The sequence below is a fragment of the Kitasatospora sp. NPDC001225 genome, from assembly GCF_053597855.1.
Genome location: NZ_JBSFJC010000002.1, coordinates 50,065 through 76,024, shown reverse-complemented (window position 1 = coordinate 76,024; position 25,960 = coordinate 50,065). Strand labels below are relative to the sequence as shown.

The 25,960-nt window shown below is 73.3% G+C and carries 25 protein-coding genes and 1 CRISPR repeat array; of the genes, 14 read left to right on the top strand and 11 right to left on the bottom strand.

Going from position 1 to position 25,960, the window contains the following annotated elements; all coding sequences use genetic code 11:
- The first annotated feature begins 77 nt into the window (after positions 1-77).
- The gene (locus tag ACWDCZ_RS01090; RefSeq protein ID WP_074006003.1) at positions 78-266 is read left to right on the top strand and encodes an eL43 family ribosomal protein; all 189 of its coding nucleotides are present in this window, start codon (positions 78-80) and stop codon (positions 264-266) included.
- Positions 230-493: a hypothetical protein gene (locus ACWDCZ_RS01085; RefSeq protein WP_143204726.1), complete on the top strand. Its 264-nt coding sequence runs from the start codon at positions 230-232 to the stop codon at positions 491-493. The genes ACWDCZ_RS01090 and ACWDCZ_RS01085 overlap by 37 nt, the downstream gene beginning before the upstream one ends.
- Before the next feature lie 237 nt (positions 494-730).
- Positions 731-3,627: direct repeats of the CRISPR family, unit length 28 nt; unit sequence GAGCAACCCCCGCGAGCGCGGGGCCGAC.
- A 300-nt stretch (positions 3,628-3,927) separates the two neighbouring features.
- On the opposite strand, the gene ACWDCZ_RS01080 is transcribed toward ACWDCZ_RS01085, so the two are convergent.
- Complete coding sequence (locus tag ACWDCZ_RS01080) at positions 3,928-4,731, bottom strand: exodeoxyribonuclease III (RefSeq protein ID WP_449814877.1); 804 nt, start codon at positions 4,729-4,731, stop codon at positions 3,928-3,930.
- Between the two features lie 324 nt (positions 4,732-5,055).
- Here ACWDCZ_RS01080 and ACWDCZ_RS01075 point away from each other — a divergent pair, with 324 nt between their 5' ends.
- Both ACWDCZ_RS01075 and ACWDCZ_RS01070 read left to right on the top strand, forming a co-directional pair.
- The gene (locus tag ACWDCZ_RS01075; protein ID WP_380744369.1) at positions 5,056-5,829 is read left to right on the top strand and encodes a GntR family transcriptional regulator; all 774 of its coding nucleotides are present in this window, start codon (positions 5,056-5,058) and stop codon (positions 5,827-5,829) included.
- A 193-nt stretch (positions 5,830-6,022) separates the two neighbouring features.
- Positions 6,023-6,448 carry a hypothetical protein gene (locus tag ACWDCZ_RS01070; RefSeq protein WP_375873598.1) on the top strand — a complete coding sequence of 142 codons (426 nt, stop codon included), beginning with the start codon at positions 6,023-6,025 and terminating at the stop codon, positions 6,446-6,448.
- A 27-nt stretch (positions 6,449-6,475) separates the two neighbouring features.
- Here ACWDCZ_RS01070 and ACWDCZ_RS01065 read toward each other — a convergent pair whose 3' ends face one another.
- The 3 genes from ACWDCZ_RS01065 to ACWDCZ_RS01055 all read right to left on the bottom strand — a co-directional run bounded on the left by ACWDCZ_RS01065 (position 6,476) and on the right by ACWDCZ_RS01055 (position 9,897).
- Complete coding sequence (locus ACWDCZ_RS01065; RefSeq protein ID WP_049649337.1) at positions 6,476-7,639, bottom strand: ROK family protein; 1,164 nt, start codon at positions 7,637-7,639, stop codon at positions 6,476-6,478.
- A gap of 246 nt (positions 7,640-7,885) precedes the next feature.
- Entirely contained in the window at positions 7,886-8,263 is a 378-nt protein-coding gene (locus ACWDCZ_RS01060; protein WP_449814876.1) for a hypothetical protein, read from the bottom strand.
- Positions 8,264-8,301: 38 nt separating this feature from the next.
- Complete coding sequence (locus tag ACWDCZ_RS01055) at positions 8,302-9,897, bottom strand: hypothetical protein (RefSeq protein ID WP_449814875.1); 1,596 nt, start codon at positions 9,895-9,897, stop codon at positions 8,302-8,304.
- Positions 9,898-10,215: 318 nt separating this feature from the next.
- On the opposite strand from ACWDCZ_RS01055, the gene paaK reads away from it, so the two are divergent.
- From paaK to ACWDCZ_RS01040, 3 genes are all read left to right on the top strand, one after another.
- Positions 10,216-11,550, top strand: a complete 1,335-nt coding sequence (paaK, locus tag ACWDCZ_RS01050; protein WP_449814874.1) for a phenylacetate--CoA ligase PaaK — start codon at positions 10,216-10,218, stop codon at positions 11,548-11,550.
- A gap of 111 nt (positions 11,551-11,661) precedes the next feature.
- Complete coding sequence (locus tag ACWDCZ_RS01045; protein ID WP_449814873.1) at positions 11,662-12,381, top strand: class I SAM-dependent methyltransferase; 720 nt, start codon at positions 11,662-11,664, stop codon at positions 12,379-12,381.
- 243 nt (positions 12,382-12,624) lie between these two features.
- Positions 12,625-14,031, top strand: coding sequence for a pyridoxal phosphate-dependent aminotransferase (locus ACWDCZ_RS01040; RefSeq protein ID WP_449814872.1), 1,407 nt, complete (start codon positions 12,625-12,627; stop codon positions 14,029-14,031).
- Between the two features lie 69 nt (positions 14,032-14,100).
- On the opposite strand, the gene ACWDCZ_RS01035 is transcribed toward ACWDCZ_RS01040, so the two are convergent.
- Positions 14,101-15,555 carry an aminopeptidase P family protein gene (locus ACWDCZ_RS01035; RefSeq protein ID WP_449814871.1) on the bottom strand — a complete coding sequence of 485 codons (1,455 nt, stop codon included), beginning with the start codon at positions 15,553-15,555 and terminating at the stop codon, positions 14,101-14,103.
- A gap of 112 nt (positions 15,556-15,667) precedes the next feature.
- Here ACWDCZ_RS01035 and ACWDCZ_RS01030 point away from each other — a divergent pair, with 112 nt between their 5' ends.
- From ACWDCZ_RS01030 to ACWDCZ_RS01020, 3 genes are all read left to right on the top strand, one after another.
- Complete coding sequence (locus tag ACWDCZ_RS01030; RefSeq protein ID WP_074003770.1) at positions 15,668-16,291, top strand: helix-turn-helix domain-containing protein; 624 nt, start codon at positions 15,668-15,670, stop codon at positions 16,289-16,291.
- Positions 16,292-16,423: 132 nt separating this feature from the next.
- Entirely contained in the window at positions 16,424-17,062 is a 639-nt protein-coding gene (locus ACWDCZ_RS01025; protein WP_449814870.1) for a hypothetical protein, read from the top strand.
- A 609-nt stretch (positions 17,063-17,671) separates the two neighbouring features.
- Entirely contained in the window at positions 17,672-18,070 is a 399-nt protein-coding gene (locus ACWDCZ_RS01020) for a hypothetical protein (RefSeq protein ID WP_375873604.1), read from the top strand.
- 45 nt (positions 18,071-18,115) lie between these two features.
- On the opposite strand, the gene ACWDCZ_RS01015 is transcribed toward ACWDCZ_RS01020, so the two are convergent.
- Positions 18,116-19,156 carry a helix-turn-helix domain-containing protein gene (locus ACWDCZ_RS01015; RefSeq protein WP_449814869.1) on the bottom strand — a complete coding sequence of 347 codons (1,041 nt, stop codon included), beginning with the start codon at positions 19,154-19,156 and terminating at the stop codon, positions 18,116-18,118.
- A gap of 209 nt (positions 19,157-19,365) precedes the next feature.
- Here ACWDCZ_RS01015 and ACWDCZ_RS01010 point away from each other — a divergent pair, with 209 nt between their 5' ends.
- Entirely contained in the window at positions 19,366-19,590 is a 225-nt protein-coding gene (locus ACWDCZ_RS01010) for a hypothetical protein (protein ID WP_049653013.1), read from the top strand.
- Between the two features lie 8 nt (positions 19,591-19,598).
- The gene (locus tag ACWDCZ_RS01005; protein ID WP_049653014.1) at positions 19,599-19,826 is read left to right on the top strand and encodes a hypothetical protein; all 228 of its coding nucleotides are present in this window, start codon (positions 19,599-19,601) and stop codon (positions 19,824-19,826) included.
- Between the two features lie 222 nt (positions 19,827-20,048).
- On the opposite strand, the gene ACWDCZ_RS01000 is transcribed toward ACWDCZ_RS01005, so the two are convergent.
- Both ACWDCZ_RS01000 and ACWDCZ_RS00995 read right to left on the bottom strand, forming a co-directional pair.
- Complete coding sequence (locus ACWDCZ_RS01000; protein ID WP_049653015.1) at positions 20,049-20,495, bottom strand: hypothetical protein; 447 nt, start codon at positions 20,493-20,495, stop codon at positions 20,049-20,051.
- A 51-nt stretch (positions 20,496-20,546) separates the two neighbouring features.
- Complete coding sequence (locus ACWDCZ_RS00995) at positions 20,547-20,702, bottom strand: hypothetical protein (RefSeq protein ID WP_449814868.1); 156 nt, start codon at positions 20,700-20,702, stop codon at positions 20,547-20,549.
- Between ACWDCZ_RS00995 and ACWDCZ_RS00990 the strand changes: the two genes are divergently transcribed.
- The gene (locus ACWDCZ_RS00990; protein ID WP_449814867.1) at positions 20,701-21,414 is read left to right on the top strand and encodes an HAD family hydrolase; all 714 of its coding nucleotides are present in this window, start codon (positions 20,701-20,703) and stop codon (positions 21,412-21,414) included. The genes ACWDCZ_RS00995 and ACWDCZ_RS00990 overlap by 2 nt on opposite strands.
- Before the next feature lie 91 nt (positions 21,415-21,505).
- Here ACWDCZ_RS00990 and bioD read toward each other — a convergent pair whose 3' ends face one another.
- The 3 genes from bioD to bioB are packed head-to-tail and all read right to left on the bottom strand — an operon-like array spanning position 21,506 to position 24,802.
- Positions 21,506-22,240, bottom strand: coding sequence for a dethiobiotin synthase (gene bioD / locus ACWDCZ_RS00985; RefSeq protein ID WP_449814866.1), 735 nt, complete (start codon positions 22,238-22,240; stop codon positions 21,506-21,508).
- Positions 22,237-23,547 (bottom strand): adenosylmethionine--8-amino-7-oxononanoate transaminase, encoded by a 1,311-nt coding sequence (locus ACWDCZ_RS00980; RefSeq protein WP_416874033.1) that lies wholly within the window; start codon positions 23,545-23,547, stop codon positions 22,237-22,239. Before ACWDCZ_RS00980 ends, bioD begins: the two co-directional genes overlap by 4 nt.
- 28 nt (positions 23,548-23,575) lie before the next feature.
- Entirely contained in the window at positions 23,576-24,802 is a 1,227-nt protein-coding gene (bioB, locus tag ACWDCZ_RS00975; RefSeq protein WP_375873610.1) for a biotin synthase BioB, read from the bottom strand.
- 304 nt (positions 24,803-25,106) lie between these two features.
- On the opposite strand from bioB, the gene ACWDCZ_RS00970 reads away from it, so the two are divergent.
- Entirely contained in the window at positions 25,107-25,958 is an 852-nt protein-coding gene (locus tag ACWDCZ_RS00970) for a hypothetical protein (RefSeq protein WP_143204601.1), read from the top strand.
- The last annotated feature ends 2 nt before the right edge of the window (positions 25,959-25,960 follow it).

Sequence of the window (25,960 nt, the reverse complement as noted above, 5' to 3'; positions counted from 1 at the left end):
GCTGACGGACGGGAAGCCTGGTGAGTGCCCCGGCCGGGCGCCTCCCCATCCACCTCTCACCCAGAGGAGAGTGCGTCATGAGTGCAGCCCTGCTCGACCGCCCCGAGGTGCAGAATCCGGCCCACGACACCTCGCAGCCCGGTAGCCTGCCGCACAGCGACCAGCCCGCGGCCGCCATGGCCTGCCCGATGTGCGGGTCGGGCGCCACCTACCAGACCATGGACGGCCGGTGGGGCTGCACCCAGTGCGGCTCGACCTGGGCCTGAGCAAGCAGGAGGACGGCAGCATGCCGATCTGCGCCGAGTGCTGCACAGCGGATGCAGTCATCGAGGACCTGGACGTGGACCCCCCTCGGCCGTGGTGCCTGGGGTGCGCCACCGCCCTGGTCGCCGCAGGTGACCCGGTGATCAACTACCGGGCCCTGACGGCCTCGGCAGCCGACTACTCGCGTACCCTGACCGCCCGAAGCACTGCGACGTTGCCGTTCGGGTAGCCGCCGACCGACCACACGACGAACGCGTCCCCGCCCGGCCGAAGCCGAGCGGGGGCGCGGTAGTTCAGAGGCGGAGCCCAGCGAGGACAGCCACCAGCGCGGCCAGTAGCCCGAGATGATCCCGACGACGGAGAACACCGGCTGCACCTGTCCGGCTGCCACACTTCCTCGGCGGCAGTCCGGGACCCGCTCACCCTTGACCGGGTGCCCTCTTGGTCGGCGAGCGTGGGTCCTGTGGAGCAACCCCCGCGAGCGCGGGGCCGACCGCCCGCTCCACCGCACCACCCCATGGCGGCCGGAGCAACCCCCGCGAGCGCGGGGCCGACCGCCTGCTGGTCCAGCGGCGCGGCCCGGAGGAGGAGCAACCCCCGCGAGCGCGGGGCCGACTGGATCACCGGGCGGTGCACGGTCGCGCTGTCGGAGCAACCCCCGCGAGCGCGGGGCCGACGACCTCGCCTACCGACGCGGACACGACTACCCGGAGCAACCCCCGCGAGCGCGGGGCCGACGACCTCGCCTACCGACGCGGACACGACTACCCGGAGCAACCCCCGCGAGCGCGGGGCCGACCGCACGTCGATGCCGAGTGCCCAACCACGGGTCGAGCAACCCCCGCGAGCGCGGGGCCGACACGGCCCCGGCAAGCCAGAAGTCGTCACCGTAGGAGCAACCCCCGCGAGCGCGGGGCCGACACGGCCCCGGCAAGCCAGAAGTCGTCACCGTAGGAGCAACCCCCGCGAGCGCGGGGCCGACCGCCGGAAGGTGTGGATGCCGAGCTGGGCGATGGAGCAACCCCCGCGAGCGCGGGGCCGACCGGCAGGCGGAGGTGCTGCGCCCGACGCTCCTGGAGCAACCCCCGCGAGCGCGGGGCCGACCTGAATTCGGGTCGGAATTGCGGTGGCTGGGGGAGCAACCCCCGCGAGCGCGGGGCCGACGGCTTCCACCCCGCCGCGGATGCCACGGGGCCGGAGCAACCCCCGCGAGCGCGGGGCCGACTGGCTCGGCGTCCCGCCGGACGACCCGCTGCTGGAACAACCCCCGCGAGCGCGGGGCCGACACGATGCCCAGCGGGAAGTAGGAGTCGTTCAGGGAGCAACCCCCGCGAGCGCGGGGCCGACGGCCGGCTCGGTCGACGGCGCAGCCGCTACGCCGAGCAACCCCCGCGAGCGCGGGGCCGACTTCCTCCCCACCACTGGACACGGGGAAGAGGGAGAGCAACCCCCGCGAGCGCGGGGCCGACTCGAGGATGCCCTTCCGGAACTCCCGGTACAGGGAGCAACCCCCGCGAGCGCGGGGCCGACTTGTCGGCCATCTGCTCGATGGCTTCGGCGACGGAGCAACCCCCGCGAGCGCGGGGCCGACCCGGGACCTGCACGCCCTGGTCGGCACCGTGCAGAGCAACCCCCGCGAGCGCGGGGCCGACGTCGCCCTGTCATGTCACTTTCTGCAGAGCCGAGAGCAACCCCCGCGAGCGCGGGGCCGACCCTGGCCGGCGGCTGCTGCCCGGCCGGCACCCCGGAGCAACCCCCGCGAGCGCGGGGCCGACAGGGCGTCCTGCGGGAGCTGGCCGATGCGGGCGGAGCAACCCCCGCGAGCGCGGGGCCGACACGGCGACGCTTCGACTATCTGGCGGGCTCGCCGAGCAACCCCCGCGAGCGCGGGGCCGACCGTCTACGTCCACGTGGGACAACCACGAATCGCGAGCAACCCCCGCGAGCGCGGGGCCGACTCCTGGCCGGCGTGCAGCACGGTGACGCTCAGGGAGCAACCCCCGCGAGCGCGGGGCCGACGTCCGGGCCGCGGATCCGACGGTCGGACGCCCGGAGCAACCCCCGCGAGCGCGGGGCCGACGAGGGCTACCACGTCCTGGAGACCATGATCCCGGAGCAACCCCCGCGAGCGCGGGGCCGACGAGGGCTACCACGTCCTGGAGACCATGATCCCGGAGCAACCCCCGCGAGCGCGGGGCCGACGTGTGTGGCGGTCAGCGGCGGAAGAATCCGGGCGAGCAACCCCCGCGAGCGCGGGGCCGACCTCGTCGGCGAACTCTCCACCCGCAGCGACGAGGAGCAACCCCCGCGAGCGCGGGGCCGACCGGGCTCGGTGAACAGGACGTTGATGTCCATGGGAGCAACCCCCGCGAGCGCGGGGCCGACCCGCAGCTCGCGGGCGTCGCGGCGATGTGGGCGGAGCAACCCCCGCGAGCGCGGGGCCGACCGGTGCCTCTCGCCGCGCCGGTGCGCTCGGTGAGGAGCAACCCCCGCGAGCGCGGGGCCGACGTGGGGGAGGGCGGGGCCGGCGGGGTGGACGGCGAGCAACCCCCGCGAGCGCGGGGCCGACCCCCTGCCAAAACGGGGGACACGGGGCGGGGGAGAGCAACCCCCGCGAGCGCGGGGCCGACGTCCACCCTGCCGGCGCTCTCGCCAACACCCGGGAGCAACCCCCGCGAGCGCGGGGCCGACGCCCTGCGCCAACTGGCTTGCCGTCTGCGGGAGGAGCAACCCCCGCGAGCGCGGGGCCGACGTACTGGCCGTGCCCCTCGACCAGGGACTGGACGGAGCAACCCCCGCGAGCGCGGGGCCGACGCGACAGGGGGCGCGACAACCCCAGCAGCCTCAGAGCAACCCCCGCGAGCGCGGGGCCGACCTGCCGCCCGGCCCGCAGCGCGACGCCGCGCTGGAGCAACCCCCGCGAGCGCGGGGCCGACGGGCCGATCCGGGGCCAGTCCTCGCCGAGGGCGGAGCAACCCCCGCGAGCGCGGGGCCGACCGAGCGGCGGATCGTCCGGTGACCGGCAGCAAGGAGCAACCCCCGCGAGCGCGGGGCCGACGGGTCGGGGATGAGCGAGAAGCGCTTCCTCACCGAGCAACCCCCGCGAGCGCGGGGCCGACCCCCTTCCACTCGACGGGAGGGGCGCCGGCCTTGAGCAACCCCCGCGAGCGCGGGGCCGACCCCGGTGAGGGCCTGCCGGTAGAGGTCGACGCAGAGCAACCCCCGCGAGCGCGGGGCCGACGCCTTGCGGAAGGACTGCCCGCAGCGACCGCAGGAGCAACCCCCGCGAGCGCGGGGCCGACAGTCCATGACCATGGCCTGGCCGCCGACGTGCTGAGCAACCCCCGCGAGCGCGGGGCCGACGCTTGCTGACCTGCGGTGATTCGCTTCAGCGAGCGCTATTTGATTCAGTTCGATTCGGTTGGCTATCCATAGTAGAGCTCATGGGTTGTTGGTGGTGGAGCCGGCTGGCTTTGTGGTGATGGTGGACTGGATGGCAAGTGGCGAGCGGGACTTCGCAGGCGGGCTGACGCTGACCAGGGGCACGGTGGAGGTTCCCGGGTCGAAGACGCTTGGGGACGGCGGGGCGAGGAGGTGCCCCGGTGTGCGGTACAACCGCGCACCGGGGCACCTCCAGCCTGCCCAAGTGGTGCTATGCGTCGGTCAGTTGTCCACGTCGTAGGCCACGGTGACCGGGGCGTGGTCGGACCACCGCTCGGCGTGGGTGTCGGCGCGCTCGACGCGGGCGTCGGTGGCGCGGGTGGCCAGCGTGGGGGTGGTGACCTGGAGGTCGATGCGCCAGCCGGAGTCGTTGTCGAAGGCGCGGCCGCGGTAGGACCACCAGGAGTAGGGGCCGGTGCGGTCGGGGTGGAGGGCGCGGACGACGTCGACGTAGCCGGCCTCGTCGTAGACGCGGGAGAGCCAGGCGCGTTCTTCGGGGAGGAAGCCGGCGGACTTCTGGTTGGCCTTCCAGTTCTTGAGGTCCTCGGGGCGGTGGGCGATGTTCCAGTCGCCGCAGACGACGACCTCGCGGCCGTCGGCGGCGGCGCGGGCGCGCAGGGCGGTGAGGTGGACGAGGAATTCCGCCATGAAGCGTTCCTTCTCCTCCTGGCGCTCGGTGCCGACTTTGCCGGAGGGGAGGTAGAGGCTGGCGATGGTCAGGCCGGGCAGGTCGATTTCGACGTACCTGCCCGAATTGTCGAATTCGTCCGAGCCGAATCCGATCGCCGTTCGCTGCGGTTCCGCGCGGGAGAGGATGGCGACGCCGGCCCGGCCCTTGGTGGCGGCGGGGGCCCAGACGGCGTGCCAGCCGTCCAGGTCGCGCAGTTCGACGGGTAGCTGCTCGGGTTCGGAGCGCACCTCCTGGAGGCAGACCACGTCCGCCTCGGTGCCGGCCAGCCATTCGACGAAGCCCTTCCTGGCCGCCGCCCGGATTCCGTTCACGTTCACACTCGTCACCACGATCACCCGAGCAGCCTACCGACTGGGCGTTCCCGGCCCGAACCGTGACGCGCGGGGTCGGGCGGGTCCCGTCGGAGGGTGTCGATGGTGGTGGCAGCGGCTGACAGGAGCTGTCGTGAACGCGGCATGAAGATGTGCGGCAGTCCCATCGAGCCCCGCCATTGGTCTTGACCATCTCCGGACGGAGCACCTAGGGTCACTTACTGCAAGGACCTTTAATAAAGAAGGACGGATAAAGGCCCGCTCTCCCACCTGCCGCGACTGCGGACAGTGGGCTCGGGATCCGCCCTCCTTGTCGCAGGGCGGACAAACTCACGGGTGGAGGACGCGGTGGGGACGACAGGACAGCTTTCGGCGGTGCCGGAGCCGAAGTACTGGCACCTGCGCACGGTGCTGCTGCGGGCCATCGACTCGGAGTTCTCCACCGGTCAGGTGCTGCCCAACGAGCGCGAGCTCTCGGCCCGCTTCGGCGTCGCCCGGGCCACGCTGCGTCAGGCGCTCGACCAGCTGGAGCTGGAGGGCCGCCTGGTGCGCCGCCGGGGGATCGGCACCCTGATCGCCGCCCCGCGGGTCGGCGTCCCGGTCAACCGGCAGGAGGAGGGCTGGCCCGGCGCCGCGCGCAGCCAGTCCTGGCGGACGGTCGACTGCACCACCGCCCCCGCCTCCGCGCAGCTGGCGAAGGGCCTCGGCATCGCCGAGGGCGCCACCGTGCACACCGTGCGCCGGGTCCGCCTGGTGGAGGGCCGCGCGGTGGCCAGCGAGTCGCTGCACGTCCCGGCCGCCGCGCTGCCGCACCTGCCGGGCTTCCGTGCCGAGAGCGACCGCGCCCGTTCGGTGCTGCGCCAGCTGGAGCGCCTGGAGGTGGACGGCGAGTCCCGCTCGGTCGAGCTGGGTGTCGCCGAGGCCGAGCAGGCCGCCCTGCTGGAGCGCCCGCCGGGCGCGCCCGTCCTGGTCATGACCACCCAGTACGCCTCGGCCGGCCGGCTGGTGGCGCTGGCGGTGGCCACCTACCGGGCGGACACCTGCAAGCTGACCTTCGGCGAGGCCGGACTCGTCGAGGTCACCCCGGTCGGTGCGACGGCCGAGGTCCGTACCGCCTCCTGACGCACCGCCCGTGAATCCCTGAACCCCTGAAGCCCCTGAACCATTTTCCGGAAACCCTCAGGTCGAGGCCCGGGCGCCAACTGGCGTCCGGGCCTTTGCCGTTGGGGCCCTGCCGTCAACCGGGCCGGGTCGCCTGGTAGCGTCCCGCGTGGCAGTGGCACAGCCACGCAATGGGTGAGGACGGGGGCGACCGGTGAACGCGGTCCTCGCATCGTGGGCGAGGTCGGAGGTGCTGGCCTTCGACTGCCTGTTCCGGGCGGACGGCACGGCCCGGGAGGCGGAGATCGACGGGCCGGAGCACCTCCGGCTGGAGCTGGGCGGGCCGGTGGACGTGGCGGCCCTGGTGGCCGATCCGCCGTGGGACGCGGGCAGCGTCGAGGTCATCGACGAGGTCGAACTGCCGGACGGGCTGGGCTACGTGGTCCACGGTGACAGCGGCCTCGGGCACCTTGGCTTCATCGGTCGGCTCGGACCGGACCGCGGACTGCGGTGGCTCCTGACCACGTCGACCGGCAACCCGTTCGTCGGGGCGTCCGTCGACTGGCCGCTGGCGCACTTCGTCAACGACTGGGGCAGCACGCTCACCCTCGACCTGACCGACCCGGACTTCGCGCCCTGAGCTGACCCCCGCTCCTTGAGCGCGGCGTCAGGCCCGGGGCGGGTCGACGGCGAAGAGCTGCTCCTCGACGTGGTCGAGGGCGACGCGCAGGGCGCCCATCGCCACGACCTCCGAGCCGAGGGCCGCCAGGGCGACTTCGGGGGCGCGCAGGGTGAACTGGGCCAGGCGTTCGCGCAGCGGGTCCAGGACGCCGTCGAGGCCGGCCGCCCAGCCGCCGATGACCACCAGCTGGGGGTCGATGGCCAGGACGAGTGCGGCGACGCCCTGGACGAGGCGGGTGAGGAAGCGGTCCATGGCGACCTTGGCGACCTCGTCGCCCTCCCGGGCCAGCCGCAGTACGCGGGCCACGGCGGCCTCGTCCAGCGGGTTGAGGGGCTTTCCGGTGGTGGACAGCAGGCGCTCGGGGGTGACCTCCTGGCCGAGCAGGTGCAGGGCGCCGATCTCGCCTGCCGCGCCGCCGAAGCCGCGGTGCAGCCTGCCGCCGATGAGGGAGCCGGCGCCCGGGCTGAGGCCGGCCATCACGAAGACGACGTCGTCGGCGCCGACCGCCGATCCCTGCCAGTGCTCGGCGATGGCGGCCAGGTTGGCGTCGTTCTCGATCAGGACCGGGCAGCGGAACGAGCGCCGCAGCTTGGCGCCGAGGTCGAGGCCGGTCCAGCCGGGCATCGCGGTGCCCAGTTGGACGGTGCCCTCGCGGTCGACGATGCCGGGGGTGCCGATGCCGACCGCCCACAGGTTGTCGCGGGAGATGCCGGCCTTGCGCAGCACCTCGGCGACGGCGGTGCGGACGGCGGCGAGCCGGTCCTCGGCGTCGAGGGTCTCGTCCACCGGCTTGAAGTGACTGCCCACCACCTCGCCGGTGAGGTCGGCGAGGATGACCCGGATGTCGTGCACGCCGATCTCGATGCCGAGGATGTGCCCGGCCTCGGCGCGGAAGCGGAACCAGCGGGCGGGGCGGCCGCGGCGGCCGGTGCCCGGCTGGCCGTCCTCCCTCGGCTGCTCGACCTCGGCGACCAGTCCGGTCTCGACCAGGCCCTCGATCACGCCCTCGACCGTCGGGCGGGAGAGCCCGGTCTCGCCGACGAGCTGAGTGAGGGTCACGGAGTGGCCGTTCCGCAGCGCCCGAAGCGTGACCGCCGCGTTGATCCGCCGCAGCAGCGAGGAGTCTCCTCCGGTGAGCCGATCCGCCAATGCGATGCCCTTCGCCGTTCGCGCGACTGCCCTGGCGCGCGGTGTCGAGTGCGCGGTGCCCACCGAATGGCCCGCGGGGGTGCGCCCCCGGAGAACGCGGCAGGGCGGCAGGGGGCCGCCTGCGCGAGGGCCGGAGGACAAGCGGAGCCTACCCGGGGACGGGCCCGGGCGGCGAGGATCTCCGCAGCTCATCCAGGCTTCGGTATCGAAATGGTACGGATCGGGTGGCGGTGCGTGATCCGGACTTCACCGCCCGGCCACGGCGGGCCGGTAGGGGAGCCGCCGGGACAGCACCGACCGGAGGGAACGTTCCGACAGCAGCGGGCCGAGGCCGCGCCGGGAGCTGGCCGACAGGACGCCGAGGGTCGAGCAGGCCGAGCCGATCGAGCCGAGGGAGAGGACGGAGCCGATCGAGCCGATGGACAGCACCGACCCGATCGAGCCGATGGACAGCACCGAGCCGATCGAGCCGATGGAGAGGGCGGATCCGATCGAGCCGGTCGACAGCATCGACCCGATCGAGTCGATCGACCGGACGGACACGATCGAGCGGATCGAGCGGAGGGAACGGAGGGAGTCGGTGGACCCGCGGGCGGGTCGGACCGGACGCGCGGAAGTGGTCATGACTTTTGAGCGTAGCCAGCCACACCCCCGCCCGCCCGTCAGTCCACCCGGGCCGCGAACAGTCGCTGCCCCAGCAACCCCATCGGGTGTCCGTCCTCCGGCAGGGTCAGCACCGTCGGGCAGCCCGCGGCGGTGAGCGCCGCCCGCCACTGCTCGGCCGGGCGGGCGGTGAGGCCGTGGGCGTCGCCGGTGATCAGCAGGTCGAGCTGTTCGGTGGTGGGGGCGAGCAGCAGGAGCCGGCCGCCGGGGGTGAGCAGCCGGACCAGCGCCGGGACGTCCTGCACCGGTTCCACCGCCAGCCCGCCCGCGCCCGCCACCGCGCCCGCCACCGCGCCCCCGCCCCCGCCCGCGCTCGCGATGACGACGTCGTAGCGGCCGCCGTCGGGGGCCGAGTGGTGCTCGGTGTTCGGCCGGGGCCGGGTGGCGAGGGCGCGGGCGACGGCGGGCTCGCCGCCCTCCGCGTCCAGTTCGAGGACGCGCAGCGGCCCGGGCCCCTGGTGGGCCTCGGCGGTGCCGCGCACCAGCGCGCCGAGGGCGGCGCCGAGGAAGCCGCGGGAGGCGGCCCAGCGGACGGGGGAGGCGTCCGGCCGGGGGGCCTCCTGGCCGGTGATCAGCCGGGGCAGCCGCAGGGCGCCGCGCCGGACCCGGTCCAGGGCGGCGGCCGGGCCGAGCCCGTCGGCCCAGGTCTCGGCGGCGGGGCGCCAGGCCTCCCGGACCTCGGCGGCGTCCGGCCCGGGCCGGCCGTGGAAGACCGGGCCCTGGGCCCCGCCGTCCCGCCGGGTGAGCAGGCCGTGCCGGGCGAGTGCGTCCAGCCAGCGGACGACCCGGGGGCGCTGGGCGGGGGTGACCATGGCGGCGGCGAGGACCTCGGCCTCGGGGTAGCCGCGGGCGGGGTCGGTGAGCACGCCGTTCTGCTGGAGGGTGTGCAGGAGGGCGGCGAGTACGGCCCGGTCGAGCTGGGCCCCGAAGTCGTGGACCTGCTCGGCGGTGACGCCGATGCCGTACTTCCAGGCGGCGGCCGCGGCGTTGGCGGCGTCGGCGCGCAGTCGGCGGTCGGCGGCCTCGGCGTTGCTGTCCGGGGCGCGGACGTGGGCGAGGACGGCGCCGAGCGCGTCGACGGCGGCGTACACGTCCTCCTGCCGGGGTTCGGGGCCGACGTGCAGGACCAGGCGCAGCGCGGCGAGGTCGTGGGCGGCGAGGCCGGGCTGTCCGCTGAGCCGCCAGAGCAGGGCGGAGGGCAGGCTGAGGTGGGTGGCCCGGGCGGTGGCGACGGCTTCGAGCTGCTGCTCGGGCCGCTGGTCGGGGTCGCCGCAGTGTACGGTGCCGCCGGCCAGGAGGGTGGCGAGGGCGAGGTCGACGGCGAGGTCGGTGACGGGGTGCAGCACGGTGTGCCGGATCGGGGGCGCGCCGAGGACGCCGGCCCAGTAGCGCAGCCGCTGTTCGGCGGCCCGGGCGGCGGAGGGCGGCAGGGCGGCGTGCTCGGCTATGCGGCGGGCGAGGGCCTGGGGGAGTCCGCCCGGCGGGGAGACGCCGAGCAGCAGGCCGATGCCGCTGATCGCGCGCCCGTCGGCGACGACGGCGGGTCGGTCGCCGAGTTCGCGCAGCGCGCTGACCAGGGCGGGAGTCGTGGGCACGGTGATCACTCCGGGGTGCGGGACAGAAACCGCACTACTGAACCATGGGGGCGGGGCGGTGAAGGGCGGAAGCAAGTCAAACTTCTGTAATGATTTTCATATCGGCTAGCCAAGCTCTCGACACGAAGTCGCCGCGAAGCGGTCGGAACTTCACATTCCGGAAGGTCCGCGCGATCCCTTGACAGGTGGTTCGGGTACTGGATCAATGGAGCGCAGGGGGCTGACCGAACGATCGGTCGGTGATCTCGGCCTGGGCGTCCTCGATGCGGGCGAACCTCGGCAGAGCAGCGAAATCGGCAGAGCAGCGAAGGAGCGACGATGACCGGCACCGCACCCGTCCCGCGCCGACACCTCGGGGAGCCACTACCGCCCGAGCTCCTGGACGCCGGCGAGCGGATGGGTCCGGACGAGCTGCGCGCCCACCAGCTCACCCGGCTGCGGGCCACCCTGCGGCACGCCTACGACAACGTCGAGCTCTACCGCCGCAAGTTCGACGCGGCCGGCGTCCGCCCCGAGGACTGCCGCACCCTGGACGACCTCGCCCGTTTCCCCTTCACCACCAAGGCAGACCTGCGCGAGGGCTACCCCTTCGGCATGTTCGCCGTCCCGATGGAGCGGGTCCGCCGGATCCACGCCTCCAGCGGCACCACCGGACTGCCGACCGTGGTCGGCTACACCGACAACGACCTCTCCATGTGGGCCGACGTGGTCGCCCGCTCGATCCGCGCGGCCGGCGGCCGGCCCGGCCACAAGGCGCACATCGCGTACGGCTACGGCCTGTTCACCGGCGGCCTGGGCGCGCACTACGGCGCCGAGCGGGCCGGCTGCACCGTCATCCCGGCCTCCGGCGGCATGACGGCCCGCCAGGTGCGGCTGATCCTCGACTTCGAGCCCGAGATCATCATGATCACCCCGTCCTACCTGCTGACCCTGCTCGACGAGTTCGAGCGGCAGGGCGTCGACCCGCGGAGCACCTCGCTGCGGATCGGCATCTTCGGGGCCGAGCCGTGGACGGAGGAGATGCGGCGCGAGATCGAGGAGCGGCTCGACCTGCACGCCGTCGACATCTACGGCCTCTCCGAGGTGGTCGGCCCGGGCATCGCGCAGGAGTGCGTGGAGACCAAGGACGGGCTGCACATCTGGGAGGACCACTTCTACCCGGAGGTCGTCGACCCGTTCACCGACGAGGTGCTGCCCGAGGGGGAGGGCGGCGAACTGGTCTTCACCTCGCTCACCAAGGAGGCGCTGCCGATCATCCGCTACCGCACCCGCGACCTCAGCCGACTGCTGCCCGGCACCGCGCGGCCGGCGTTCCGGCGGATGGAGAAGGTCACCGGGCGCAGCGACGACATGATCATCCTGCGCGGGGTGAACGTCTTCCCGACCCAGATCGAGGAGATCCTGCTGCGCACCCCGGGCGTCGCGCCGCACTTCCAGCTGCGGCTCGGCCGGCAGGGGCGGCTGGACACCATGACCGTCCGGGTGGAGGCCCGGCCGGAGGCCTCCGCGGAGCGGCGGGAGGCGGCGCGGGCGGAGATCGTCCGGGCGGTGAAGGACGGGGTCGGGATCACCGTCGCGGCCGAGGTGGTGGACCCGTACACGCTGGAGCGGTCGGTCGGGAAGATCAAGCGGGTGGTGGACGAGCGGGGTTGAACGAGCGGAGGTGAACGAGCGGTGGTGAACCCGGCCGTCGGGCACACGGGCGGGGGCGTCCCGCCGGGCGGGTGGCGGGGAGCACCCCCGCGCGGGCCCTATGCTGCGGACATGCCGAGTGAGCTGCGCACTCTCCGATCCGCTCTCCCGCCCGCCCTTCAGCCCGATCCTCAGTCCGGTCCTCGGACCGCCGAGGACCTCGCCTTCATCCGGCGGGAGACCGAGCTGAAGCCCGTCCCCTTCGTGCCCGAGATCAGCCTCCACATGGCCGAGGACGCCATCGCCCTGTGGGAGACCACCGAACGGGCGCGCGGGCGGGCCGGGCTGCCGCCGCCGTTCTGGGCCTTCGCCTGGGCGGGCGGGGTGGCGGTCGCCCGCTACGTGCTGGACCACCCCGAACTGGTCGACGGCCGTACGGTGTTGGACGTCGCGGCCGGCTCCGGGCTGGTCGGGGTGGCCGCCGCGCTGCGCGGGGCGACGGAGGTGCGCGCCGCCGAGATCGACGCCTACGCGGTGGCCGCGATCGGGCTGAACGCCGAGGCCAACGGGGTCCGGGTGGACGGCGCCCTGGTGGACCTGGTGGACGGCGACGGCGGGCCCGCCGAGGTGGTGCTCGCGGGTGACGTCTTCTACGAACGGGCCATGGCCGCCCGCTTCCTGCCCTTCCTGGAGCGGGCCGTGGCGCGCGGCGCGACCGTCGTCGTCGGCGACCCGGGCCGGGCCTACCTGCCCCGGGACCGGTTCACCGCGGTGGCGGCGTACCAGGTGCCGGTGGTCGCGGACCTGGAGGACACCGCGGTCAAGACCACGACGGTGTGGCGACTGGGCTGACCGGCCAAGGGCACCGGCATCACGGACGGCGGGCTGAAGCGGGTCCCCGGTCCGGACGGCGGGCCGGGGCGCGCCCGCCGTCCGGACGGCCGCCGAGCGCTGGCGGCCGCTTCCGGGGCGTGGTCGGCTGGGGCCGATGCGTGTGCGAACGGCATCGTCCGGCCGTGTCCGGCGCCGTTCGGCACCCTTCCGGCACCCTTGCTGGCGCGCTGCCGGACCCGCCCACCCGACAGGGGACCCACCATGACCATCACCGAGAACGGACTCAGGATCGCCTCGCCCCAGGCGATCGCCGACCTGCACGCCGGCCTGCCCGACTTCGAGCAGGCCCTCGCCTTCTACCACCAGCACCTGGCGCCGGACACCGCTGTCGACCTGTCCGTCGCGGAGAACGTCCTGCTCTACCACGACTCGATGCAGCGGGACGTCTTCGAGAAGATCCGGCTGATCCCCGAGCTGAACATCAAGTACATGGCCCCGGTCGGCATCCCGTGGCTCCGTCAGCAGGCGGCGGACCTGCTCACCCGGGCGTTCGGCCGCACGGTCGTGATGGAGGACGTCTTCGGCTGCGCCGGGGTCTCCTCCGCGCTGGAGTGCATCGCCTACGGGCTCATGCGGCGGCAGGGGACGGGCGGCGTGCCGCTCAAGCCGGGGGACGAGGTGCTGATCCCGGCGCCGTACTGGCAGGGCTTCAACTGGTCGTTCCAGGAACGGCCCAAGCTGAAGTGCGTCCCGGTGCACCTGCCCACCCACGGGGAGGACCGCTACCGGCTCACCCTGAACCTGATCGTGAACGCCTACGAGGCGCGGAAGGAGGCCGGGCACAACCCGCGGCTGCTCGTCCTCACCAATCCGCACAACCCGCTGGGCGTCAACTACCCGAAGGAACTGCTCGACGAGATCTACGGCTGGGCGCTCGCGCACACCGACCTCCACATCATCTCCGACGAGATCTACTGCCACTCCCAACTCGACACCGGGACGACGCCGTTCACCAGCGCGGTGGCCCTGGACGCGTACCAGGAGCACACCGACCGGGTCCACGTGGTCTGGGGCTTCGCCAAGGACTTCGGGCTGTCCGGCTTCCGCACGGGGTTCGTCATCTCCAAGAACGAGGCCGTGCACCGCGCCATGCTCGGCAGCGACGACCCGGCCGAACAGACCCGCGCGCTGCCCTGGTTCACCCCGTTCGACTCGCTGAAGACCTACGTCATCGGGGAGCTGTTCAAGGCCACCGTCGACGGGGAGCCCTACCCGGTGTACGCGATGCGCGAGTACCGCACGCTGCTGAGCGCGAGCTTCCGCAGGACCAAGGACGCCCTGGACGCCGCCGGGATCGAGTGCGTCCACCAGGACGGCGACAACGCCGCGATGTTCTTCTGGCTCGACCTCACCAGGTACCTCGGCAAGCGCGCGCCCGGCGAGCACGTGAACGGGCTGCCGGCCATCGGGCCGGACGGGCTCGACCCGAACGAGGAGTGGCTGTTCCGCTACCTCGCCGCCAAGCCCACCGAGGTCTCCCTGCTGCCCGGCGGGACCATGCACAACGCGGAGCCGGGCTTCTTCCGGCTCTGTTTCACCAGCCGGATGCCCGACGACGTCGAGGCCGCCGTGCGGCGGGTGGGCGTGGCGCTGCAGCAGCTGAAGTAGCCGGAGCGGCTCAGGTAGTCGTACGGCGCGAGCGGCACCGGGTACGCCCCGGTGCCGCTCTTCCGCTGCTCAGCCGCGCAGCCGGGCCAGCCAGGCCTCGACCTCGTCGGAGCGGCGCGGGAGGTCGGCGGAGAGGTTCTCGTTGCCGTCCTCGGTGACCAGGATGTCGTCCTCGATCCGCACCCCGATGCCCCGGTACTCCTCCGGCACCGTCAGGTCGTTCTCCTGGAAGTAGATGCCCGGCTCGACGGTGAGCACCATGCCCGGCTCCAGCGGGCCGTCGACGTGCTCCTCGGTGCGGGAGTGGGCGCAGTCGTGGACGTCGATGCCCAGCATGTGGCCGGTGCCCGCCAGGGTGAAGCGGCGGTGCAGGCCCAGCTCGTACACCTTGTCGGCGCTCAGGTCGCCGAACAGGCCCCAGGCGGTGAGGTGTTCGGCGAGCTCGCGCTGGGCGGCGTGGTGGAAGTCGCGGAACCGCCCGCCCGGCCGGACGGCCGCGATGCCGGCCTCCTGGGCCGCGTACACGGCGTCGTAGACCTTGCGCTGGAGCTCGGTGAAGCGGCCGCTGACCGGGAGGGTGCGGGTGACGTCGGCGGTGTAGAGGTGGTTGGTCTCCACGCCGGCGTCGAGCAACAGGAGGTCGCCGGGGCGGGCGTGGCCGTTGTTGCGCACCCAGTGCAGGGTGGTGGCGTGCGGGCCGGCCGCGGCGATGGTGCTGTAGCCCACGCTGTTGCCCTCGACCCGGGCGCGGACGAAGAAGGTGCCCTCGATCAGCCGCTCGGCGGTGTCGGAGTCGGTGCCGAGGACGCGGACCACGTCCTCGAAGCCGCGGGCGGTGGCGGCGCAGGCGAAGCGCAGCTCCTCGATCTCGAACGCGTCCTTGACCAGGCGCAGCCCGGACAGGAAGACCTCGAACTCCTCGTCCCGCTCGGCGGTGATCCGGTCCGCGAGGGCCTCCTCGACGCCCGCGTCGTGGCGGCGCAGCACGCGCGCCGGGCCGGTGGCGGCGCGCAGGTCCGCGCGGGCGGTGCGCACGTCCCGGCAGGGCAGGCCGAACAGCCGCTCGCTCTCGGTCAGGCTGTTGCGGCGGCCGTCCCACAGCTCGCCGTGGCCGTCCAGCCAGAACTCGCCGTTGTCGGTGCGGGAGCGGTCGCGCAGGTAGAGCACGGCCTCGTGGCCGCTGTCCCCGGTCGGGGCGAGCACCAGGACGCCGTCCTCGGACTGGTCGCCGGTCAGGTAGGCGTAGTCGGAGGAGGGGCGGAACGGGTAGTCGGTGTCGTTGGCCCGAACCTTGGGGTTGCCGGCCGGGACGACCAGCAGCTCGCCGGGGTAGGCGGCGGACAGCGCGGCGCGGCGGCGGGCGGTGTGCGCGGCCTGCGGGACGGGCTCCAGGGCGGTGCGCTCGGTGTCGGCCCAGCCCTGCTTCATGCTCTCCGCGAGCTCGTCCGTGACCCCGCGGGTCAGGCCGTTCTTCCGGTACTTGATGGTCTCGGCGGGCTCGGTGGTCTCGGCGGGCTCGGTCACTGCGGTCTCCTGGTGAGGGTGAGGGCAGCGGGGTGTTTCGCTACGCTGCCCCGTCCGTCGGTGTGCGTCCCGTACGGTATATCGAACACTGCCGCAAGAGAAGAGGCCCAGCGTGAACGACGCCGAGGAATCCGTCCGGGGCGTCCTCGCCGCCAACCTGAAGCGGGTGCGGGCCCAGCGCGGACTGTCGCTGTCCGAGCTGTCCCGGCGGGCCGGGGTCGGCAAGGCGACGCTCTCCCAGCTGGAGTCCGGGGCCGGCAACCCGACGCTGGAGACGGTGCTCGGGCTGTCCCGGGTGCTCGGCGTGCCGATCTCCGACCTGGTCGAGGCCCGGCCGGCCGGCGAGGTGACGGTGGTGCGGGCGGCCGAGGCCGAGGTGCTCAGCGGGCGGGGCGTCGACCTGCGGCCGCTGCGCCGGATCGAGTCCGGGGACACCGTGTTCGAGCTCTACGACCAGGTGGTGCGCACCGGCGCCGCGCAGGAGTCCGGCGGCCACACCGGCACCGAGCACACCGTCGTCCAGGCCGGCCGGCTGGGCGTGCGGGTGGACGGCCGCGAGATCGAGCTCGGCCCGGGCGACTACATCGGCTTCGACGCCGCGCTCCCGCACGCCTACACCGCGCTGGACGGCGAGCCGGTCCGCTCGGTGCTGGTGCTGCAGTACCGGGCCGAGCAGCACGGCCACCTCGCCGAGGCCTCGCCGGTCCGGCCGGCCGCGTGGGGGCTCTGGCACTGACGCTCCGGCGCCGGGGCTCCGGTATCGGACGGCCTGACGGGCGGTTCGGTGGCCGGCTCGGCGGGCGGTTCGATGGACGGTCGGATCGTTCGGAATACCGAACGAGCGGGTGGGTGCGGCAGGATGATCATCATGACGGACGCACTCACCTGGCTCGCCGAACCCGAATCGATCGCCTACGGAGGTTACAGCGTCGTGCTCGCCCGCGGCCTGGAGCCGGAGGAACTGGCGGCCCGGCTCGCCGAAGGGCTCCCGGAGCGCACGGCGCGGCCGCTCGACGAGCTCACCGCCGAGGACCTGGTGGAGGAGTACGAGCTGGAGTTCGCCGGCGGCATCGAGGACATCGCGCTGCACCACGGGCGCAGCGGCGACCTCGCCTTCGCGGTGGCGTACGGCTACTGGCAGGGGGAGCTGAGCGTCCGGCCGGAGGTCTCGCGCGGCGGCGCCGAGGTCTACCACCTGGAGTTCGAGGAGGAGAACGGCAAGCCGGTGCCGCCGTTCTTCAGCGCCCACCGGGAGGGGCGGGAGGTCTGCTCCCTCAACCTCCACCTGGACCCCTCCTGGGGCCCCGGCGACGTCCAGGGCGAGCCGGCCACCGCCGCCGCCCTGACGGCCGAGCTGGCCGCCGTCGGCCTGCCCGACCACGACCGCGCGGGCGACGACCTCCACCGCACCTGCCTGGAGGTGCTCGGCCGCCACTTCGGCCTCACCCTGCCGCGCGACCTGGTGCGGGAGGAAGCCCTCCCGGCCCTCCTGCTGGAGACCGACTGACGGGGGTGGCCGGCCGAGGCTCCGGCCGGCGCGCCCCCTGCCCTGACCCTGATCCCCCGGCGGCCGCGGAGGCGGCGCGCCGGGCGGGGTGGGGTGCGGGGTCAGAGCCGTTCGTCAGCCGAGCGTCAGCGACCGGGAGCGGGTCCGCCAGGCCTTGTCATCGGCGCGCTTGAAGGAGCGTGACATCGCTGATCAACTCCCCTCTCCGACGGGTGACTTGGCGGGCTCCCGTGCTCACCGGGGTGCCTGACGCCGATTCTGCGCGAGGTCGGTGGGCGAGGAGAATCCCAGAAATCTGGGACATGTCCGTGCCACCCTTCGCCGTGAAGGCCCGTTCGGGCGCGAGGGCAGTCGGCCTGGACTCCGAGGTGTGCGGCCCGAAGCCCGAGCCGGGGTGAACCGGGGCGAACCGGCTCGGGCCGGGACGAACCGGGCCGAGCCGGGCCCCGGGTGCGTCAACCCGCCGTGCGGATGTCCGCCCTGGGGCGCGAACTGCGCGGGAACGGCCCGTGAATTGTTCCCCGGTCGGGTGACGGTGCGGCCGGTCGGTGGGGCCCTGCGGGCATCATGGGCCGCGACACGGGACGTCGCGGAACAGGGAGTCGACCGATGGGTAGGCCGATGGCGGAGTTCGGTTGCGCGAAGTGCTACGGCGAGGACGAACGGGCGGTGTGGGGGCGGCAGCGGGAGGGCTTCGAGCACGAGGCGGAAGTGGTGGACGGCTCGCGCTTCGCCGTCAACCTGCGGCGCTGCCTGGGGTGTTCGCAGCGGTTCGTGTGGATCTTCACCGAGGTCGTCGACTGGATGGGCGGGGACGACGCCCAGTACGTGACGATCATGCCGGTGACCCCTGAGGAGGCCACCGGCCTGAGGAGCGGCACCCTGCGCCCCCACGCCCTCGGCGCCCTCGGCCGCGACCGCCGCCACCTGAACCACGACTGGCCCACCGGCGGCCCGGCCCGACTGCACTGGCGCTCCGGCCGCTTCCTCGTCGCCGGGGCCCGCTGAGCAGTGGTGCCGCCGCCCTGCCGAAGCGGCAGGGCGGCGAGGGAGTCAGACGCTCCCGAACTCGCCGGACTTGACGCCCGCGATGAAGGACTGCCAGGCGTCCGTACCGAAGGCGAGCTGCGGGCCGTCAGGGTCCTTGCTGTCGCGGACGGGGAGGATGCCCGGGAGGCCGGGGGCGACCTCGATGCACTGGCCGCCGCCGTCGCTGTACGAGGACTTCAACCAGGAGGCGGGCTTGACCGTCGCGATGGGGAACATGGCTTGGATCTCCTTGAGGCGGGTGCGGATGAGCGCCAGCGAGTCCGCACATGAGAGGGCTTGGGCCTGGAGCCAATCGTAAACCCTTGACAGGGAACGGATCTTGTCCTCGTCGTCCCGCTCGACGTAGCCCCGTTGGATGGTTTCGAGGTAGGCCATCCAGTCCCCGTCCGGGGAGGTCAGGAGCGTGAACGGCTTGCTCGAGGGGAGGTTCTCGCCCAGGCTGGACGGCGCGATCTGCAGCATGACGTGGGGAAGGCCGGCGACGCTCTCCAGTCGACGGAGCTGCTCGGCCATGACGAAGGGGCCGCCGACGGGCCGCAGGCAGCTCTCCTCCATGATGATGTGGACGGAGGGGGCCGGGTCCCGGTACAGCAGGGCCTGCCGCGCCATCCGGACATTCAGGCGCTCGATGGCCTTCTCCTCGGGGATGTCGCCCCGCCGGGCCGCGGCGTAGATGAGCGCGGAGGCGTAGGCCCGCGTCTGGAGCAACCCGGGGATGACGTTCATCTCGTAGATCTTGAGGGCGGTGGCCTTGCGCTCGTGCTCGATGTAGGCGAGGAACCCGCCGATCAAGGCGCTGCTCTTGGCCGTCCAGTACAGGAGTTCAAGCGCCTGGCAGGTGTCGAGTTCCTTGTCGCACCGCCGAACGAGGGGCAGCGGCGCGGGGCGGTCGCCGTTCTCGATCATGGAGATGAGTGAATCGCTGTAGTTGGTCCGCCGCCCGAGCTGGACCTGCGTGAGCCCCCTGGCCTTGCGGAAGCGCCGGAGCTGAACGCCGATGGCCGCGTCCGGCGACGAGGTGGGGTCTACTTCCCGATGGGGCATGGTGATTACCCGATTCCACAGTGCTCGCTGTCAAAGTGAAGCTCTTCCGATGCTAGCCGTGATTGGCCACTCTTGGTGAGGGGATAGCAACAGAGAGGAACTAATCGGTGGATATGACGAACAGTCAATGCGGCGAAAGCCTCGTCCTGCGGCGGAACTTCCCGCCGTGCCGATGCGCGCAGTGCGGCGACGCCATCCCCGAAGCGCGGATGAACGCCTCCGCCATGACCCCGGCGGCGCCGCCCGTGCGACGGGTGGCGCCGCCGACCACCCCCTACCGGCCCTCGACCGTCGGCGAGCGGGTCTTCGACGTCCGCTCGGGCCGCTGGGCCGCCTTCATGGGGTGGCAGCACGGCCGCGCCTACCTCCGGCCGCTCGGTGGCGGCATCGAGTGGGACACCGAAGCGCGCTGGCTCACCGACACCGAACAGTGAGATGCCCCATGAGCAGCATGATCGACAAGATCACGGCGGAGGACCGTCGCGCCGCGGCCGACGTCCTCGACGACCTCCAGGCCGTCCTGAACGCCGCCGACGTGAAACTCCCGTCCCTCGGCATCGACTGGCGCTCGGCCAAGGCCACCGGCGTCATTCTGATCGACCTCGGGGCCGCCCGGCCGGACGTCATCGAGCGGCTGGTCGTCGTCCTCCGCAGAGGTATGCGGCCGTAGCCGGAGCCGGCGTCATCACCGCCGGAAGCCTCGTGTTCGCGGCATCGGTCCTCCTGCTGATTCCCGAGCGCGTACCGCCGGTGGCGAGCGCCCTGGTGTTCGTCCTCGTCTTCCTCGCCGCCTCGACGGGCGCGTTCATGCTCGTGGCGGGCTGGATGAGAGTACGTGCATAGCAGCGCGGGCTTCGAGTCGTCTCGAAGCCCGCGCCGAATTCCCCGTCCCTCACGTGCCGTTGAGGGCGTAGCTGCGGAACGTGGCGAGCAGGGGCAGGACTTCGGTCTTGCTGGGGTCCTCGGTGACGGCCCGCATCGCGTCGATCACCGTGTGGGCGATGATCTTGATGACGGGGAGGTCCTCCGCCGGCGCCAGGGTGCCCCAGGCCTTGAGGGTCTGGGTGAGCAGGGCGCTCATCCGGGCACCGATGTTGGAACTGACGGCGTCGGAGATCTCCGCGATCTCCTCGTCGCTCATGGTGGCGCGCAGCCCGAACGCGAGCGCCATCAGGGTGTCCATGGCGTGCTCGCCGTACGCGGCGACCAGCGCCGGGAGCGGCCGTTCACCGGGCCCGCTCGCCGCCAGGGCGGTCAGTGCCTCGTCGTCGTCCTTGAACGCCGCCTCCAGGGCGGCCAAGGCCCGCAGGGCCTCGTCTGCGGTGAGCCCGTCTGTCATGGAAGAACGGTATTGAGCCATCCCGGCTTCCGACAGTGGCGGAAGCCGGGATCACCCCTTCGAGCGAAGCGGGCCCCAATCGGGCCGGTACGCGCCCTCGAAGTGCTCCGCATCCCAGCCGCCGCCCAACCCGGGGGCGAGTGCGGTGACGGCGAGGGCGGCGAAGTCCTCGGCGCGGCCAGCGCGTTCCGCCAGAATGATCGACATGACGATCCGTGGAGTGTTGTTCGATGTCGATGGAACCCTGTACGACTACGAGAAGGCCGAGGAGTTCGGTCTTCACGAACACCTGGTGGCCGAAGAGCTCTCCGACCGGTTCGAGTCGCCGGCGGAGGCGCTGCGTGTGTGGCGGGAAGTCAGGGAGGAGGAGTACCCGCGCTTCCTGAGCGGCGAGTTGACGTTCGCCGCCCAGAAGGCCGAACGAATACGGCGATTCCTCGCCCAGGCCGGGGTGGTCGGCGCACTCGAGGTGACGGACGAGGCGGCTACGGCGTGGTTCGCGAGCTACGCGGTACGGAGGGATGCGGTCCGGCGGGCGTTCGACGATGCTCAACCGACGCTGGGCGCGTTGGCGGGTCGATTCCGACTCGGTGTCGTATCGAACTCGGTGACCGCGCACCAGCGCGCGAAGCTGGAAGCGATCGGGCTGCTCGGCTACTTCACGGAGCCGTTGGTCTGCTCCCGGGAGCACGGTGCCGCCAAGCCGGCGGCGAGCATCTTCCTGGCGGGCTGCGAGGCCTTGGGATTGGCGCCCGCCGAGGTGGCCTACGTGGGTGACGACTACGAGAAGGACGCGGTCGGAGCGCAGGACGCAGGGTTGCGGGCCATCTGGCTGGACCGCTCGGTTTCCCGAGGGCCCGGTGCCGTGGACGCGGGTATCCGGGTGATCGCCTCGTTGACGGAACTGACGGGTTTGTGATCGGGCAGGTGGCGCACTGGAGCGGCACTGGGCCGACAGCCGTACCGCGGGAGGTTCCGGGATCGGCTTCGCGCCCTCGACGAGGCCCGGCCTAGTCGGGCCGGTGGGCGTGCGCGAACTGCTCCGCGTTCCAGGTGCCGCCGAGTGCGGGGGCGAGTGCGGTGACGGCGAGGGCGGCGAAGTCCTCGGCGCGGCCCGCGCGTTCCGGGAGGGCGCCGAGGAGGGGGGCGCCGGCGGAGCGGGGGAGGTCGGCGAGGTTGCAGCGTTCGGCAAGGCCGGGCTCGGCGGGCCAGGAGCCGACGAGCACGCCCGCGAGGGGGAGTTCGCGGGCCGCCAGGGCCTCCGCCGTCAGGGAGACGATGTTGAGCGTGCCGAGTCCGGCGGAGGCGATCAGCAGCACCTCGGCCGGAAGCCCGGCGTCGAGCACCGCCCGGGCCTGGTCGGCGAGGGTGCGGCCCTCGTCGTCGTAGCGGACCAGCAGTCCGCCCGCGCCCTCCACCAGCACCAGGTCGTGGGTGGCGGCCAGTTCGGCGACCTCGGTCACCACCTCGGCGGGGGAGAGGTACGGCATCCCGGCCCGCCGGGCCGCGGTGTCGGGTGCCAGCGGCTCGGGGTAGCGCACCAGCTCACGAATCGTCAGTTCGCCTGCCAGGCGCCGGACTTCGGCCGCGTCCCCGGGCTCATCGGGGGAGACGCCGGTCTGCCCCGGCTTGAGCACCGCGACCTTCCGCCCGGCCCGCAGCGCCGCCGAGGCGACGGCCGCGGTGGCGACGGTCTTGCCGACGTCGGTGTTGGTCCCCGTCACGAACAGGATGCGCGCGTTCATCCGGACACCGCCGCGGCGGTCACGGCGGCGGCGATGCGTGCCACGTCCTCGTCCTCCGTCACATAGGGGGGCATGGTGTAGATCAGGTCCCGGAAGGGCCGCAGCCACACGCCTTCGCGCGCCGCCGCCTCGGTCGCCGCCGGGACGTTCACGGGGTGGTCCAACTGCACGACGCCGATGGCGCCCTGGACCCGTACGTCCCGTACGCCCGGCAGTCCGGCCGCGGCCGCGAGGCCCTCGGCCAGTCCGGACTCGATGCGCTTGACCTCCACCGACCAGTCCTGCCCGAGCAGCAGCTCCAGCGAGGCGTTGGCGACGGCGCAGGCCAGCGGGTTGCCCATGAACGTCGGCCCGTGGGCGAGCACCGGCACCTCGCCGCGGCTGATCCCGTCGGCGACCTCGCTCGTGCACAGCGTGGCGGCCAGCGTCAGGTAGCCGCCGGTCAGCGCCTTGCCCAGGCACATCACGTCCGGCGAGACGCCCGCGTGGTCGGCGGCGAACAGCGCGCCGCTGCGCCCGAAGCCGGTGGCGATCTCGTCGAAGACCAGCAGCACCCCGTACCGGTCGCACAGGTCGCGCAGCATCCGCAGGTAGGCCGGCGAGTGGAAGCGCATCCCGCCGGCGCCCTGGACCACCGGTTCGACGATGACGGCGGCCAGCTCGTCGGCGTGCCGGGCCATCAGCTCCTCGAACCGCGCCGCGTACGCCGGGTCGAGCGGGGCGTCGAACCCGGCCGGCGGCTCGGGGGCGAACAGCTGGCCGGGCAGCACCCCGCCCCACAGGTGGTGCATCCCGCCGTCCGGGTCGCACACCGACATCGGGTGGAAGGTGTCCCCGTGGTAGCCGCCGCGCCAGGTGAGCAGCCGGCGCTTGGCCGGCCGCCCGGTGGACTGCCAGTACTGGAGGCACATCTTCATCGCGACCTCGACGGCCACCGAGCCCGAGTCGGCGAGGAAGACGTGCCGCAGCGGCTCCGGGGTGATCTCCACCAGCGTGGCCGCCAGCCGGACGGCGGGCTCGTGGGTGAGCCCGCCGAACATCACGTGGCTCATCCGCCCCAGCTGGTCGCGCACGGCCTCGTCCAGCACCGGGTGCCGGTAGCCGTGGATCGCCGCCCACCAGGACGACATCCCGTCGACCAGCTCGCGCCGCCCGCCCGCGACCGGTTCGGCCAGGCGCAGCCGCACTCCGGAGGCGGACTCGACCACGTACGGGGTGACGGTCCCGGGCATCGGCCCGTACGGGTGCCAGACGTGGGCGCGGTCGAGGGCGAGCAGGTCGGTCGCGGATACGGGCGGCTGGAGCATGGTGCGTTCTCCGGAGGAGTCGGAACTGTCAGGCGTTGGGCGCGAGTTCGGTGCCGGCGCCGCGGCGGCGGACCTTCACCAGGTCGCCGCGGAGCTCGTCGTCCGATGCCTCGGACGCCTCCCCGGCCGGTGCGGACGGGGCGTGGGCGTGCCCGCCGCACGGCCCGCAGCCGCCGCCGCTGCCGCACGCGGAGGCCGCGCTGCCGCAGCCGCCGGAGGCGTGGCCGGCCTGGGCGGCCTCGGCGACGTCCGCGCGGTGGCGCGGCAGGGTGGCCTCGCCGGCGCCCTCGACCTCGAAGCCGGCGTCCTTGATCATGTCGAGGTCGGTCTGCCCGGCCTGGCCCTCGCTGGTCAGGTAGTCGCCGAGGAAGATGGAGTTGGCGATGTGCAGGCCGAGCGGCTGCATCGAGCGCAGGTGCACCTCGCGGCCGCCGGCGATCCGTACCTCGGTGTCCGGGTTGACGAAGCGGACCATCGCCAGGATGCGCAGGCAGCGCTGCGGGGTGAGGTTCCACTCCTTGGCGAGCGGGGTGCCCTCGAACGGGATCAGGAAGTTGACGGGGACGGAGTCCGAGCCCAGCTCGCGCAGCGCGAAGACGACGTCGACCAGGTCCTCGTCGCTCTCGCCCATGCCGGCGATCAGGCCGGAGCAGGCGGACAGCCCGGCGCCGTGCGCCTTCTGCACCGTGTCGACCCGGTCCGCGTAGGTGTGGGTCTTGGTGATGGTCCCGTAGGTGCCCTCGGAGGTGTTGAGGTTGTGGTTGTAGGCGTCGGCGCCGGCCGCCTTGAGCCGCTCCGCCTGGTTGTCGGAGAGCAGGCCGAGGCAGACGCAGATCTCGACCTCGGGGTCGGCGTCCTTGATGGCGGCCATGGTGTCGGTGACCCGGTCGATGTCGCGGTCCGTCGGGCCGCGGCCGCTGGCGACCAGGCAGACCCGCTTGGCGCCGCCGGCCACCCCGGCGCGGGCGGCGTCGGCGGCCTGGTCCGGCTTGAGCCAGGTGTACTTGAGGATCTCGGCCTTGGACCCGAGCCGCTGCGAGCAGTACGAGCAGTCCTCCGGGCAGAGCCCGCTCTTCAGGTTCACCAGGTAGTTGAGCTTGACCCGGCGGCCGAACCAGCGGCGGCGCACCTTGCCGGCGGCGGCGACCACGTCGAGCAGCTCGTCGTCGGTGGTGGCGAGGACGGCCAGGGCCTCCTCGCGGGTCGGGACTTCGCCGCGCAGGCCCTTGGCGGTGAGGGTATCGAGCAGATCCATGGGGCGATCCTGCCTGGTGGCGATCGAGCGGCGCCAGAGCAAACCCGCCAGAAGATCGGTGTGAGGATGTGCCGATTGCCACAGTGTCGAAGGTCACGGTTCCGCCGCTGGTCACGAGCTTGACGCGGGGCCGGACCTCCGGTTACCGGCCGGTAGCGATCGGGATGGCGAGCGGGGTGCCGGACGGTCGGCGGCCGACCGGCGGCGGGCCGGTGGCGGGCCGGTGGCGGCCTCCGGCGGACGATGATCCACAACCCCCGACCCCGTGATCCACGCCACGCCGGGGGTGCTTAGAATCTGCGCCATGACCACGCAGGGGGAGCACACCCCGACTCCGGGAGAAGGCCGGGACGACCGGGCAGGGCAGCGGACCGGCGGGGGCGCCGACACCGACGGGGGGACGGACCTCAGGCGGGGCCGCCGGCTGACGGGCCGTCGAGCGGCCGGCTGGATCGTCGTCGTCGGAGTGGTCGCGGCCGGCGGATGGCTCATCACCCGCCCGATGCCCGGCGACTACATACCCGGGCTCGGCCCGTCCACCAAGGACTCGTCCGCGACACCGCGCGTGGTGGGCGCCCCGCCACCGCGCACCGACCCCGAGGCCCTCAACGTCGACAACCTCTTCCCCGCCCAGCGGCCGGTCGAGGTCGGCGCCTTCAAGGCGCGGCGCAACGGCGTCCGGCAGGGCGAGAACTGCGTCGAGGTGCTCCAGGACCGCGGCCAGGACCCGCTGAAGGACACCGGCTGCCAGGGCTACCTGACCGTCAGCTTCAGCGGCCAGGACCACCCGGTGCTCAGCAGCGTCACCCTGCTGCGCTTCCCCGACCAGCCCTCCGCCGCCAGGGCCGCCGACGCCCTGCGGACCAAGCCCGGGGCGGTCGCCTTCATGCTCGCCGACACCACCACCGGCCCCGTCCAGGCCCCGGGCGCCAAGCAGGGCGGCGACCCGCGGGTCGAGGCGGTCGGGCACTACGTGACCGTCACCAGCTCGCGGCCCGGCGACGGCCGCCCGGCGGGCTCCGCCCCGAGCGGCACCGGGGCGCCGACCACGCCCGGCCAGCCGGCCACCGGCGCGGCGCCCAGCACCGAGCAGACCCTGGACGAGGCCACCCGGGCGCTCTCCTACGCGGCGGGCTCGCCGTTCGCCTGGATGTGACG